Below are 14,387 nucleotides of genomic sequence, written 5' to 3'. Positions count from 1 at the left end.
CCTCGTCCTCGGTCTTTCGGGCAGCGTGTACAATATATAGGGTTTCCACGACCTTCCAACGACTACATAATGTATTTCAACCACGGCCGTCGTTTTTCCTGCCCGCTCCCCGGAGTTCCCCGTGATCGCGGGCGATGGGCGAAGGGTCATTCCGTGAGGGGCGTATAATGCGTGCGCCCGGCTGTAGCTCGGGGCTGTCACGGGAAGAGGTGGCGGGAACATGCAGTCGCATGACGTAACCTTCGCGTGCGGACGGCTTCCATGGGAGTGGCCCCGCCGGGTTCCGCGACGGCCTGCGGATTTGCGGAAGCAATCCCCTCGAGCTACCAGCCCATGGCACTGAATACGGTTAAAATAGAGGGAAACAGGGGGGTCGAAGCCGCACGCGGGTACGGAGTCCGCGGGACGCGAGATTTCCGTGACTACGGATCTTCACGTTCCGCGAGCCGGGTGAGGAGAGGCGGAGGCGACCGCGAGAAAGTGCCGCGGGAGAAAGCGGGGGAAGATAAGGTGGATACGCGCATGGCCGGTCCGGAAGGGGAACGTGTTTACGGCGTGGGCGAGGTCAACCGCATGGCGGACGCTCTCCTGCAGGACCTGGTGCTGTGGGTGGAGGGAGAGGTTTCCGATTACCGCGCCTACCCCAATTACGCCTTCTTCAGCCTGCGCGAGGAGGAAGCCGTCCTGCCCTGCGTCATCTTCGGCGAGGCTTTGCGGGACGCCGATTGGGAAGGGCGGGAGGGGACCATGGTGCTCGCGCAGGGACGCCTGGGCATATACGTTCGACGCGGCCAGTACCGCATGAACGTTTACCGGTTGCAGGAAGCCGGGGAAGGGAGATTGCGGCGCGAGTTCTTCAGGCTCCTGCGCCGTCTTGCCCGGGAAGGCCTCTTCGACGAGGCATTGAAGAGGCCCCTTCCCGCTTATCCGGATCGCGTGGGCCTCATCACCTCCCTGGAGGGAGCGGCGGTGAGGGACGTGGTCCATAACCTGACCCGCCGCTATCCCTGCTGTCGCCTGGTGGTAAGGGGCGTGCGCGTGCAGGGCGACGAGGCGGTGGGGGATATCGTCGCGGCCCTTGCGTTGTTCAACCACGCCTGCCCCGTGGACGTCATCATCCTGGCGCGAGGCGGGGGTTCCCTGGAAGACCTCCATCCCTTCAACAGCGAGGAGGTTGTAAGGGCCATCAGGGCCTCCTCCATCCCTGTGATCACAGGCGTGGGCCACGAGCCGGACCTCACCCTTGCCGACCTGGCCGCCGACTTCCGCGCCAGCACCCCCACGGGGGCCGCGGAGGCCGCCGTCCCGTCGTCCGCCGAGGTCCTTTCCCTGCTGCGAGGCAGGGAACTCGCCCTGCGGGAAGGGATGAGCCGCACGCTGCACGAGATGGAGAAGAGGCTGCTCTCCCTGGAAGGACGCAGGCCCTACCTCGACCGGGAGGTATTGCTGGGTCAGGCGTACCAGCGACTGGCGGAAGCGGAGGTCGCACTGGTCAACCAGGTGCGCGCTTTCCTGCGCCGGGGTTCAGGCCTCCTTGACAGTCACGCGCGGGCGCTCGCGCTCTTTCCGCGCGAGTACCGGGACCTGCCGCGCAGGATCGCGGGCGGGAAGTCGCAGCTCGTTTCCGCCTTCCGCTCCTGGTACAGATGGAAGGAAAGAGAGGCCACCCTGCGCGGCGGGGAGTTGAGGTCCCGCATGGAAGCCCTTCTTGCCACAGAGGAAACGAGGACGCGGCTGCTCTCCTCACGGCTGCATGCCCTGAGCCCGCTCGCCGTGCTCTCGAGGGGATACGCCATCGTCACCCGTGCCGGTGAGAGAAAGCCGCTCCTCAGCAGCGCGGAGGCGGAGATCGGGCAGTTGTTGCACGTGCGCCTGCACCGAGGCGGGCTGCGGTGCGAGGTCAGGGAGCGGGAAGAGCCGGCGCGCGAAAACCTTTCCCCGGAGGCGGAGTGAACTCGAGCCGCGTACGCCGGCCGCGCAGGGCAGTCGGCTTGATCATGGCGTGAGGGCTCTCCCCCGGAAGCGGGGTGAACTCGAGAATGACGGGAAGCCGACTTGCGGGGCGGCCGCCCATGCCGCCTCGCAACGTCCGCCCCGGCAGGGGTTGCGCGTGCGTGGGAATGAGCGTAGGCGGCGCATTGAGAGCGATGATGCCGACGGCAACCCGGTCTCACGAGTTGCGCGTTCGTCTGTATACGCGGTCAAGCTCGCGGAGGCGCGGCTGACGAACGCGCTTGCCGTGAAGACGGATGCTTGGAGGGAGCGATGGCGCGCCTACACGCGAAAGCTTGAAAGGACGAGGACGCCTTGCGAGGAAGGTACAATGAAACGGTCTCCGGAACAGGGGAGAAGACAAGGGGGGAAGACATTGAGCGAGATGACTTTTCGGCGGATGATGGAGAGGCTCGAGGAGATAACCGCCGCCCTGGAAAGGCAGGACCTGGAGTTGGAAGAGGGACTGCGCCTCTTCGAGGAGGGGGTGGGCCTTATCCGCGAGGCGCGCCGCCGCCTGGCGGAGACCAGCGCTAAGGTGGAGAAGCTCATCGGCAGCATGGAGGAGGGCCTTTCCGGCGAGGAGTTGTTGCTGGAGGAGGTGGGCGGCGAAGAAGGAGAGGGCGGCTGAGGCGCGGTGTCGGTGGACCCGGCGCGGGAAAGCGGGAACGGGGCGCGCGTTCGCCGTCCGGCGTGCCTGGGACGTGGCGGTAGATCGGTACGTGGCGGTGTGCCGGTACGTTGCGGCGTCCCGGGCGGCGGCATGGGCCAATGCGCCACCCCCGGATGGCGCGGCGGGCGATCATCGCGGGAGCGGCGGCAGGGGCGGTGGCACGGTCGGGGAAGGCGACATATAATCCATATGATGGTTCCGTTCTAACCGTTTGCCGCTTCGTCGTTCTGCGCTGCCGGCGGGGTTGAGGCGCTTGCCGCAGGAACCGCCCGTCGGGAGCGGACGTCAGAAGGTGACATGAAAAGGCAGGAAAGGCTGAGGCTGCAAAAGCGGAGGAGAAGAAGGCTTATCCTCAAGGTGGCGGCCGTCCTGGTGCTCCTGGGCGGCCTGGTTACGGGCCTGCTTAATCTCGACATGGTGAAGATATGGGCCTCCAAGCACTACGTGCGACTCCGCTTCGAGCCGGCGGTGATATCCCGCGAGGACGATCCCGACCTCTACGCCGAGCTCAGCAAGTGGCACGACCCCGATAAGAACCTCAACGTGCTTTTCATCGGCATAGACAGGGGCAGCATTCCCGGGGAAGAGGGCAACACCCGCTCCGACGTGATGATCCTGGTCTCCGTCAACGTGAAGAAAAAGAAGGCGGTGGTGGTTTCCATACCCCGCGATACCAAGGTCACCATCCCCGGGTACGGCACGCAGAAGATAAACGCCGCACATGCCTTCAGGGGGCCCGCGGGGGCCGTGGAGGTGGTGGAGAAGCTCTCCGGCATGGATATCAACGACTACGCCGAGGTGGACTTCGAGGCCTTCAAGAACATAGTGAACGCGATAGGCGGCGTGCCCTTCCACCTCGAACACACCATCAACGATCCCCTCACGGGGTACCTGCCCAAGGGCGATTACAACCTGAACGGGGACCAGGCCCTGATCGTGGTCAGGAGCCGCAAGCTCCCCCGCGGCGACCTGGACCGTATCGAGAACCAGAAGGCCTTCCTGAAGGCGACCATGGAAAAGGCGGTTTCCATCCGCGACATCCAGTCCCTTTTGAAGATCCTCGATACCGCGGTCAAGTACCTCGAAACCACCCTCGACCCGGACATGATCTTCACCCTTGCTGAAGCCCTGCAGGGCATGGAGGTCAAGGACGTGGAGTTCGCGACGCTTCCGGGAGACAGCCCGGAGCCCGCCCCTGGCCAGCCGTGGTACTACGTTCACGATGCCCAGGCCACGGCGCGCCTTTTTGAGAACATAGAGAAGTACTGCAGCACGAAGTCGCCGGAGGAGATGCGGGCGGAGCTCATGGAGCAGGAAAAGCTCCGCTACGAGGGAGAGGCGCAGGGGAACCGGGCGGCGGTCAACCTGGCGGTGCTCAACGGGGTGCGCTGGGAGGGGATGGCCGCCAAGGTCGCCGAGGTCATGAAGGACAAGGGCTACCGGAACGTGAAGATAGGGAACACCGTGAACGCGTACGAACGGACGACCGTTTACTATGCGCCGGGGCACGGTGATGAGGCGCGCATGGTGGCCGGCGATTTAAACAGGAGCGCCTCGTACAAGGTGCTCGAAGACGAGAGCGTGGCCATAACCTACGACGCCGATGTCATCCTGGTCATCGGCAAGGACTACGTGAAGAACTGAACCGCCGCCCACCGGCGCGGCCAACCGTCCTGCGCCACACCACCCGCTGCCCGCCGCCGAACCAACCAGCCGCTTCCACTGTATTGATTGTGCGGACAGGGCTACACTATGACCATGGAAAGAAGGGGATTCCTTTACGTCGCGGGCGCCGTAGTCCTTTTCAGTACCATCGAGGTGGTTTCCAGGTACCTGCAGGGCGGGTTGGGGACGGGCGACCCTCCCGGTGCGAACCAGGTCGCGGCCTTGCGTTTTATCCTCGGAGGTCTGGCGCTCCTCCCTTTCGCCGTCGCAGGCAGGAGGGGCCGCCTTGCCGCGAAGGCCATGCGCGAGGAGCCCCTCCCGCTCACGCTGCTGGGCGTGGTAGGGGTCTTCCTGACCTTCTTCCTCTTTCACCAGGGCGTGGAGAGGGCCAGCGCATCAACGGCAGCGGTGGTCTTCTCCGCAAACCCCGTCTTCACCTCCTTTCTCGCCGTGCCGCTCCTCGAGGAACGTCCGGGCATGACGGGCTGGCTCGGCATCGCCCTGGGGTTCCTGGGGGCCCTGGCGGCGGTGACCGGTTTCCGTTTCTCGGGGCTGCTTTCCCGCGGCGACTTCTTCGGCGGCGCCCTGGTGTTATGCGCGGCGCTCACCTGGTCCGCTTATACCGTCTACGGGAAAAGGTACGCGCAGGTCTACGGCGGGCTCACCGTGTCTTTCCTGAGCATTGTCGCGGGATCCGCCATGTTTGCACTCCTCCTGGTCGTGAGCGGCGGCTGGGGGGAGTTGGCCTCCTACGATGCGGGGACCTGGGGCTGGCTTCTCTACCTGGGGGTGGTGACCGTGGGACTCGGGTACCTCCTCTATTTCGAGGGGATGAGGCGGGTGCCCGCCTCACGGGGGGCGGGCCTCTTCTACCTGAAGCCGGTTGTCGCCGTGCTTCTCGCCCACTATGCCCTGGGAGAGCCCGTCACGTATGCCCTGTTGTTCGCGACCGCCATGGTGGCGGCGGGCGTCCTGCTCGTGACCCTGCCGCGGAGGGAAGGCGGCATCGGCGGCGGGCGCCGTGGCGTGCCATGAAGGCCGGCCTGGAAGCCGGTGGCGGTGGCGCGGCTCGGGACGCTTGACGGCACGTGAAGATGGGGGCAAGGAAGCGGCTTCACGGCCTCGCCCTCGTTCGGGGCACCGCTCGAGCCGTGACATCGTTAAGATGCATGGCGGGGATGCTATAATGTCTTGCGGCAGTACGGCAGCAAAGGGAAGAAAGAGCCTCAGGTGAAGCGGGAAAAAATGGCCTTGCGCAGTCGCATCGCGACCGTTGCCACACTGTCTCTCGCGTCGGCCGTCATGTTCCTAGCGCCCGTCTCCTGTTCCCGGCCGGAGCCTCCCTTCCGCGTGGCCATATACGGCTTTGCCGAAGGGGAACCGGGCCACGAACGCAGCGAGATGCTCTCTTACGCCTGCGATAAGGTGGAAGCGGAATTGGGGGCGGAGGCGGAAATGATGGACCCGGGCGGAAACGCGCTCGGGAGCGGAACGGGGGGAACGGAAGACGGTGCCTACCGGCTCGTCATAGCCCTGGGAAAAAGTGCAGCGGAAGGCGTCCTGGCCTCGCGACAGGGGGCGTCGGACGTGCCGCTGGTGGCGCTGGGCCTGCCGCCCGATGCCGGTGTTTCGGGCGGGGATGGAGTGACCGCCGTCCGCTACCGGGTGGAGGAGGGCGCGTACCTCTGCGGGTACCTTGCCGGCCGGCTTACCGAGGGGAAGGACCACCCGCTGACCAACGCGCTCCCCGTGGTCGCTTTCCTGGGAGCGAAAAGCGATGCCATGACGGAATGGTACCGCGCGGGGTTCGTCTCGGGGGTCAAGGCTGCCCTGCCCGCGGGCAACGTCCTCGTCTACACGCTGGAAGACACCGCTGCAGCGTCGAAAGCCAGGTCGCTGGCGGAAGAGGCGGCGAAAAAGGGAGCCGACATCGTCTTCTGCGCCCCCGGGGAGTTCGTGTCCGAGGTGATAGAGGTGGCGGAGGAGAAGAACATCCTGGTCATCCCCGCAGGTGCCGATCTCCACGGGTCTTCACCCGAGCACGTGCTGACCTCGCTCATCCTGCGAGACGACAACGCCGTCTTCAGGGCGGTGCAGATGGCCATGGACGGGAAGCTCGTGCCCGGGCAGTTTGTGTGGGGGATACGCGAGGGCACATGGTGCCTGGCCCCCTTCCGCGGCCACGATCTCCATGTACGCCGGGAGCTCAAGGAGGCCCTGCAGCGGGAGGAAGAGAGGGTCGCGGGAATGGAATTTTCTCCCTGATGCGGTCCCGGGGGAGATGCCGGACGTCGCGGCCGCGCTTTTCCGTGCGATGCCACGGCTTTCACGGGGGCGGAAGACGGCCGCCTCACGATGGCCGCCCCGCGGATTGGGGTATAATTAAAGGCGTCGAGCGGGCAACCCACGGACGAGCGAAAGGGGTTTGCAGGGTGACGGAAGCTTTCTGGAACCGGGACGATTTCGACGAAGTGACGGCGATGCGCCGGGAAATGGAGCGCTTCTTCAGCCACATGCCGCGCTGGAAGAAGCCTTCCGCCGTCTTCGAGAAGGCCTGGAAGCCACTGTGCGACGTCTACGAGTGCCCCGACTGTTTCGTGGTGGTGATGGAGCTGGCGGGCGTCGACGAGGAGCAGGTGGAGGTGACCCTGCGCGGGAGGCTGCTCACCATACGCGGGAGACGGCAGCCCATCAGGCCACCGGGCGTGAGGAAGACCTATCTTCTCGAGGTGAACTACGGCGAGTTCGAGAGGAATCTCGAGCTGCCCGCGGATATCGATGCCGACGCCACCCAGGCCGTTTACCGCCAGGGATTCCTGGAGATAACCCTGCCAAAACGGAAAGAGGAGCGCCCGCGCAGCCTCGATGCCAGCAGCGAGTGACCTTTCCGCCCGCGGGACGATAGAAGGAGGTAAGCCTTGCCGGACAATGATTTTCCGATGGGTCTGGCGGAACCCTATATCCCCGATATCCTGCCGGTGCTGCCCCTGAAGGACACGGTCATCTACCCCCACATCATCATGCCCCTCCTCATCACCAAGGAGGAGTACGTGAAGCTCATAGACGACGCCCTGACCGCCGACCGGCTGGTGGCGGCGGTGGCGGCGCGTGAGGACGTGGAGTTGCCGGGCCCGGAACAGGTCTACGGCGTGGGGACGGCGTCCGCCATCATCCGCATGCTCAAGCTTCCGGACGGTTCCATGCAGCTCTTCGTGCAGGGGGTGCAGAGGATACGCATACTGGAATACGTGCAGAGGGAGCCCTACCTCAAGGCAAGGGTGGAGAAGGTCAGGGAAATAGTGGAAAAGTCGGTGGAGGTCGAGGGGCTGGCGCGCAACATACTCGCGCAGTTCAAGAAGATCGTCTCCATGGCCCCCTATCTCCCAAACGAGATCTTCATCGCCGCCATGAACATATCGGAGCCCAACAACCTCGCCGATTTCATCGCCTCCAACATCAACATCACCCTGGAGGAGAAGCAGGAGCTGCTCGAGGCGCTGAACGTCAAGGAGAGGCTGGAAAGACTTACCTTGTACCTGAACAAGGAGATAGAGATCCTGGAAATAGGTTCCAGGATACAGTCCCAGGTGCAGACGGAGATGTCCAAGAGCCAGAGGGAATACTTCCTGCGCGAGCAGCTCAAGGCCATCCAGAAGGAGCTCGGCGAGGTCGACGAGCGCACCATGGAGATCAACGAGTTCCGGGAGAAGATAGAGCAGAGCGGCATGCCGGAGGAAGCCCGCAAGGAGGCTGAGAGAGAGCTGGACCGGCTGGCGAAGATGCCGGTGGCCGCCGCGGAATACACGGTGGCGCGCACCTACCTGGAATGGCTTACCAGCCTCCCCTGGAACGAATCCACCGAGGATAACCTGGACATCGTGCGGGCGCGCAGGATACTGGACGAGGACCATTACGACCTGGACAAGGTGAAGGACCGCATCCTGGAATACCTGGCGGTGCGCAAGCTTAAGGAGGACATGAAGGGCCCCATCCTTTGCTTCGTGGGCCCCCCGGGGGTGGGCAAGACCTCACTGGGTCAGTCCATAGCGCGTGCCCTGGGGCGCAAGTTCGTGCGCATCTCCCTGGGCGGGATGCACGACGAGGCGGAGATACGAGGCCACCGGCGAACCTATATCGGCGCCCTTCCTGGAAGGATCATCCAGGGAATACGAAAGGCGGGATCGAACAACCCGGTTTTCATGCTGGACGAGGTGGACAAGATAGGGGTGGATTTCCGGGGAGACCCGGCGGCGGCCCTCCTCGAGGTCCTGGACCCGGAACAGAACTTCTCCTTCTCCGACCATTACCTGGACGTCCCCTTCGACCTCTCGAGGGTGATGTTCATCACCACCGCCAACACGGTGATACCCATTCCCCCGGCCCTCCTCGACCGCATGGAGGTGCTGGAGCTCCCCGGTTACACCGAGGTGGAGAAGCTGCACATAGCGCGCGAGCACCTCTTACCCAGGCAGTTCGAGGAACACGGCCTGAAGAAGAGCCAGCTCGAGATAACCGATGAAGCCCTGCGCGCCGTCATCCGGGGATACACGCGTGAGGCCGGGGTGCGCAACCTGGAACGGGAGATAGCGTCCATCTGCCGCAAGGTGGCCAAGGACATCGCCACCGGCAAGCGCAAGAGCAAGAAGGTGGGGGAGAAGGACCTGCACGAGCTGTTGGGACCGGTGCGCTTCCGCTTCGAGGTCCTGGAGGAGGAGGACGAGGTGGGGGTGGCCACGGGTCTGGCGTGGACGGAGTCCGGCGGCGACGTCCTCTTCGTGGAGTGCCAGGTGATGCCGGGGAGCGGGGAGCTGGTGCTCACGGGGAAACTGGGGGACGTCATGCAGGAGTCGGCCAAGGCGGCGCTGACCTACTGCCGCAGCGTGGCGGAGCGTTACGGGGTGGACCCGGAGTTCTTCAAGAAGCACGACATGCACATCCACGTGCCGGCGGGAGCCATCCCCAAGGACGGCCCCAGCGCCGGCGTCACCATGGCCACGGCGCTCATCTCCTCCATAACAGGCAGGAAGGTCCACAAGGACGTGGGCATGACGGGCGAGATAACCCTGCGGGGAAAGGTCCTTCCCATCGGCGGCCTGAAGGAGAAGGTGCTCGCCGCACACCGTTCCGGGGTGAAGACCATCGTCATCCCCGAAGAGAACCGCAAGTACCTCGAGGAGATACCGGATTTCATACGCAAGGACCTGAAGTTCGTGCCCGTGAAGCACATCGAGGAGGTCTTCAAGGTCGCCCTTTACCCTGACGGCAAGGCGGCCAGACCCGGAAAGGACAGAGGTAGCGTGGCCGCGGATGGGGAACCGAAGCCCGCCGCGAAAGCAAGGCCTGTCACCGCGAAGCCCGGGCGCACAGCTTCCGGGAAGACCGGTTCCGCTTCACCGAAAACAAGATCCGGGGCAGCCGGAAAGCCTGTCAACGGAAAGCGTAGCCGGGAGGAATAGGCCGGGAGGACGCCAACACATCTTCGCATGTGTTCGTCACGCCTCCGTGAAAGTCTTCGCGAGGAGCGGCTAAAAACGTCATTGCGAGCGAAGCGAAGCAATCTCTCTGCAAGGACCCCCCTTAAACGTCGTCCCTGTGAGCCCTGTTAAGTGTCATTACATTACGAGGCGTTCCTTGAAAATTACATTACGAGGCGTTCCTTGAAACCCATCGCAAGGACCCCCCTCAAACGCCATCGCGAGGAGCGGCTAAAAACGTCATTGCGAGCGAAGCGAAGCAATCTCTCTGCAAGGACCCCCCTTAAACGTCGTCCCTGTGAGCCCTGTTAAGTGTCATTACATTACGAGGCGTTCCTTGAAAATTACATTACGAGGCGTTCCTTGAAACCCATCGCAAGGAGCCCCCTTAAACGCCATCGCGAGGAGCGGCTAAAAACGTCATTGCGAGCGAAGCGAAGCAATCTCTCTGCAAGGACCCCCCTTAAACGTCGTCCCTGTGAGCCCTGTTAAGTGTCATTACATTACGAGGCGTTCCTTGAAAATTACATTACGAGGCGTTCCTTGAAACCCATCGCAAGGACCCCCCTTAAAAGCCATCGCGAGGAGCGGCTAAAACGTCATTGCGAGCGAAGCGAAGCAATCCCTCTGCAAGGACCCCCCTTAAACGTCGTCCCTGTGAGCCCTGTTAAGTGTCATTACATTACGAGGCGTTCCTTGAAACCCATCGCAAGGACCCCCCTTAAACGCCATCGCGAGGAGCGGAGCGACGAAGCGATCTCCTCCGGACCTTGCTCCCCCTCCCGGCACCCGTCCCCCTTCCCTCCTCTCGGCGAGATTGCTTCGTCGGCGCTGACGCGCCTCCTCGCAATGACAGGGAAAAAGGCGCTTGCATACCTCCTCGCAATGACAGGAAAAAGGGCGCTTGCATACCTCCTCGCAATGACAGGGAAAAGGGCGCTGACGCGCCTCCTCGCGATGACGCCCGAAAGGAAACACCAGGCAGACGATGAAGGTTTGCCTCAGCTCCCCGCATCGGTGCCCTGCTCCTTCAGCTCTATCTCGGGGTACCACAGCGCTTCCGTCTCGCGCAGGGATACCTTCCATCGGGACTTCGCGCGCCGGCAGACGTAGGATATATCCACCCCCTCCTCGCCCCAGGAAAAACGCACCAGCACCACGGCGCGGTCCTTGTCGCTCTCCACGAGTTCGGCGGTGAAGTCCGCCTCGGAACCCGCCAGGAACGGCTCGCCTCCCAGGTATCCCTTGAGGTCTCCCTCCACCGTGAGTTCCTCCGCGCGGCTTTCGTTCCCCTCCATGCGGGCGGAGATAAAATCCTTCACCGTGAGTTCCGGCGTGGACGAGGAACACCCGGCGAGCGCCGAGACCGCCAGGACGCCGATGATAAGGAGGGCAAGGAATACCGGCACCCCTCTCCTCGTGTTACGATGTATCCTGTCTTCCATGGAAACCGCTACCTCATCTCGTACAACCAGTCCAGGCTCCCAGAAAGGGTTTCCAGCAGGTCGTAGTTGGCCCCTTCTATCAGCCAGGAACCACCCTTTTTCTGCATGTAGATTACCAGGTCGGAGCCCTCCAGGTCGAAAAAGGCGAGAAGGCCACCCTCGTTCTTCGCGTAAACCGCGATCCTGCCACCGGCAAGTTGCACTTCCGCGAAGTCCCCTTCCACGCGGGTCTTGTACTTCAGGGAGGAGAATTCCAGGCGGTAGCGGTCCACGAGGGAGGCCAGGGTATCCCGCGCCCCGCCGACGTTTTCCCGCCAGATGACGCCCAATTGCCCCTGCGGGTCCACGTATTCCATGGCTCCCTCGATGTCCCCCTGCTGCACCCTCTCCACCGCCCGCGACAGGACGTCCTGGGCGGGATGGGTGTGGAAGATCTGCAGCGCGGCGATAAGACCGGCAACCACCGCGAGGAAGATGACGAAGGCCCACTTGACGGCCTGTCCCGCCTTCCGGATGCGCTCCTCCGTTCCCCGTGTGTTACTTTCCATTCCCGTAAGTGATTTGCGTTGACCGCGCCTCGATAAGCAACCGCGGGCCACCAGGGAGGCGCGCTAAGCGCGCCGCCCGACCAACGCGTGGAGAGGAAACATCGCAAGGCTTCCTTTCCTCGGCGGCTTGCCTAAAGGTTATCTTAACACCGGACGTCCCGCCCCGCCCCCTCCCTTTCCGGGCCGCGGGAAGTGCCGGTCCGCAGCAACGGAGGGGAAAGGGGAATTTCGGAAGATGATCTTCGCGCTTTCGAGGGGCCTTGCCGCTGTGCGCTTCGGGGCGTGTGCGGCCGGCGGACCGGCCATCCGGTATGGTTCCCGTGGCCCGGAGTTCTATAAGATGGTGATACGGCATGTGGGCCGTGGGAAGACCGCGGGAAGGAGGCCGATAAGCGCGTGGTCGATGAGGAAGGAAGGAGATGCGCCGTATGCGGCGGTATCGTGCCCGGGGTCTCGCGCGCCCTGGGGGCGTGCGCGCGTTGCCTGGCGGAGGGAGAGGGGGAGGCGGAGAGGCGGGCGCGCGAGGCGCACGCACGCGTGCGGGCGCCCTTCGAACTGCCGCCGGAACCTCCCAGAACGGCGGGGGGGAGGACCTGCCGCGTGTGCGGGAATGGGTGCACCATGGGGGAGGGGGAGAAGGGTTACTGCGGCCTGCGTACGGTAAGGAACGGTAAGTTGCGTCACCTTTCCGGGACCGCCCGGGGCGGCGTCCTGGAGTACTACTACGATTCCCTGCCCACAAACTGCGTGGCCGACTGGGTGTGTCCGGGCAGCCGGGACCGCGGGCGCTACAACCTGGCTGTCTTCCTGGGAGCCTGCTCCTTCGACTGCCTATTCTGCCAGAACTCCCAGTTCCGTTACCTGACCGCCAGACTGGCGCCGGTTTTCACACCGCGGGAGCTGGCGGAAGCCGCCGACGCGCGCACGGGTTGCATCTGCTACTTCGGCGGCGACCCCTCCCCCCAGATGCCCTTCGCTCTCAGGGCTTCCGAGCTGGCCCTGGAGAGGAGAAGGGGAGGCCTGCGTATATGCTGGGAGACCAACGGTAGCATGCACCCGGGGCTGCTGCGGCGCGCCATGGACCTGTCCCTGGCCAGCGGGGGCTGCGTGAAGTTCGACCTCAAGGCCTTCCACCCCGGACTCCACCGCGCCCTCTGCGGTGTGTCCAACCGGCGCACTCTGGAAAACTTTTCCTATGCGGCTTCCCGCATAGCGGAGCGTCCCGATCCCCCGCCTCTCGTCGCCAGCACCCTGCTTGTTCCCGGCTACGTGGAGGCGGAGGAAGTGGGGCGCATCGCTTCCTTCATCTCTTCCCTGGACCCGGACATCCCCTACTCCCTGCTGGCCTTCCACCCGCAGCACGCCATGCGCGACCTGCCGGTGACCTCGCGCCGCCAGGCGGAGGAGTGCCTGTCGGCGGCCAGGGAAGCCGGCCTCACCTGCGTCCACCTCGGCAACCTCCACCTCCTGAGGTAGATATAGCGAAGGGATTCACCCACCTCCCGGCAAACATCGTTGCGATAAAGCCATACCTCCGAAATAATGGCCCGGAGGCGTGACATGTCTTCGAGAAAAGATCATGACGATAAGGAGAGAGATCATCGGAGAACCAGATCGCGATGAGACACGATTATGCCGACATGGCGATCTCGCTGGGATGAAATTTGAAATGGTGGGTAAGGGGAGGCATGGCCAGAAGGATATCTTCTCGCCACGCCTGCGATAACGCCTGAGGGGTTTCACTCCATCGAGGTCACTCGCGTTCGCGGTCGGGAGATTCCCGGGAAACCTCACGTTGCACCGGGTAAAACCCGAAGGGGAGCTCCAGGCCGTGCTCCTGGAGCAGTCGTTCGTCGGACATTACGGCAAGGACATCGCCGTCCGCGACCACCTTCCCTCTGTCCATCACCACCACGCGCTCGCAGTTCTCGAAGACGAAGGGAAGGTCGTGGGTGACCAGGATCTTGGTGATCTTCGTGCGCTGCAGCAGCTCTGAGAACTCACGCCTCGCGCGGGGATCGAGGTTGCTGGAAGGTTCATCCAGGACCAGGAGATCGGGGTTCATGGAGAGCACGGTGGCGATTGCCGCGCGCTTCTTCTGCCCGAAACTGAGGTGAAAGGCGGAGCGCTTCTCCATCCCCTCCAATCCCACCTGCTCCAGGGCCCTGGCCACGGCCGCGGCCACCTCTTCCCGGGAGAGGCCCATGTTGAGGGGCCCGAAGGCCACGTCGTCGAAGACGGTCGGGGAGAAGAGCTGGTCGTCCGGGTCCTGGAAGACCAGGCCCACGCGCCGCCTGATCTCCCGCAGGTTCGCCTTCTCCACCGGCAGGCCGAAGATGCGCACTTCGCCGCGGCCTGTGAGGATGCCGTTTAGGTGCAGGAGCAGGGTGGATTTTCCCGCGCCGTTCGGTCCCACGATGCCCACCGATTCACCCTCCTCGACCAGGAGGTTGACGCCCCGCAGGGCCGGTGTCCCGTCCGGGTAAGCGTAGTAAAGGTCTCGAATCTCCACCGCCGGCCTGTGATGCACTTATCCCGCTCCTTTCCGCCTGGGCCTGGCCGGCCCGGTTTCCGGGATGCCAGTTATTAC

Annotated in this window: 11 protein-coding genes; 8 read left to right on the top strand and 3 right to left on the bottom strand. The window is 63.9% G+C overall.

The features are described from left to right. The first annotated feature begins 522 nt into the window (after positions 1-522). The 7 genes from xseA to lon all read left to right on the top strand — a co-directional run bounded on the left by xseA (position 523) and on the right by lon (position 9,786). Complete coding sequence (gene xseA, locus H5T73_09315) at positions 523-1,953, top strand: exodeoxyribonuclease VII large subunit (protein ID MBC7247963.1); 1,431 nt, start codon at positions 523-525, stop codon at positions 1,951-1,953. Between the two features lie 424 nt (positions 1,954-2,377). Continuing rightward, positions 2,378-2,623, top strand: coding sequence for an exodeoxyribonuclease VII small subunit (gene xseB, locus H5T73_09310; GenBank protein MBC7247962.1), 246 nt, complete (start codon positions 2,378-2,380; stop codon positions 2,621-2,623). A gap of 339 nt (positions 2,624-2,962) precedes the next feature. After that, a complete protein-coding gene (locus tag H5T73_09305) occupies positions 2,963-4,309 on the top strand; it encodes an LCP family protein (GenBank protein MBC7247961.1) in 1,347 nt (448 codons plus the stop codon). A gap of 114 nt (positions 4,310-4,423) precedes the next feature. After that, positions 4,424-5,365: an EamA family transporter gene (locus H5T73_09300; protein MBC7247960.1), complete on the top strand. Its 942-nt coding sequence runs from the start codon at positions 4,424-4,426 to the stop codon at positions 5,363-5,365. A gap of 210 nt (positions 5,366-5,575) precedes the next feature. Next, entirely contained in the window at positions 5,576-6,595 is a 1,020-nt protein-coding gene (locus H5T73_09295) for a BMP family ABC transporter substrate-binding protein (protein ID MBC7247959.1), read from the top strand. Positions 6,596-6,762: 167 nt separating this feature from the next. Next, on the top strand, positions 6,763-7,212 hold the full coding sequence (locus H5T73_09290) for an Hsp20/alpha crystallin family protein (protein ID MBC7247958.1): 450 nt from the start codon (positions 6,763-6,765) through the stop codon (positions 7,210-7,212). A 57-nt stretch (positions 7,213-7,269) separates the two neighbouring features. Beyond that, positions 7,270-9,786 (top strand): endopeptidase La, encoded by a 2,517-nt coding sequence (gene lon, locus H5T73_09285; protein ID MBC7247957.1) that lies wholly within the window; start codon positions 7,270-7,272, stop codon positions 9,784-9,786. A gap of 1,019 nt (positions 9,787-10,805) precedes the next feature. Here the strand turns inward: lon and H5T73_09280 are convergent. Further along, the gene (locus H5T73_09280; protein MBC7247956.1) at positions 10,806-11,249 is read right to left on the bottom strand and encodes a hypothetical protein; all 444 of its coding nucleotides are present in this window, start codon (positions 11,247-11,249) and stop codon (positions 10,806-10,808) included. Positions 11,250-11,257: 8 nt separating this feature from the next. Then, a complete protein-coding gene (locus H5T73_09275) occupies positions 11,258-11,797 on the bottom strand; it encodes a hypothetical protein (protein MBC7247955.1) in 540 nt (179 codons plus the stop codon). Between the two features lie 438 nt (positions 11,798-12,235). On the opposite strand from H5T73_09275, the gene H5T73_09270 reads away from it, so the two are divergent. Further along, the gene (locus H5T73_09270) at positions 12,236-13,273 is read left to right on the top strand and encodes a radical SAM protein (GenBank protein MBC7247954.1); all 1,038 of its coding nucleotides are present in this window, start codon (positions 12,236-12,238) and stop codon (positions 13,271-13,273) included. Positions 13,274-13,550: 277 nt separating this feature from the next. Here H5T73_09270 and H5T73_09265 read toward each other — a convergent pair whose 3' ends face one another. Beyond that, positions 13,551-14,327, bottom strand: a complete 777-nt coding sequence (locus tag H5T73_09265) for an ABC transporter ATP-binding protein (protein MBC7247953.1) — start codon at positions 14,325-14,327, stop codon at positions 13,551-13,553. Positions 14,328-14,387 lie beyond the last annotated feature (60 nt).

It is taken from the genome of Actinomycetota bacterium, assembly GCA_014360655.1.
In the GTDB taxonomy this organism is placed as follows: domain Bacteria; phylum Actinomycetota; class Geothermincolia; order Geothermincolales; family RBG-13-55-18; genus JACIXC01.
This window is presented reverse-complemented; position numbering and strand designations above follow the sequence as displayed.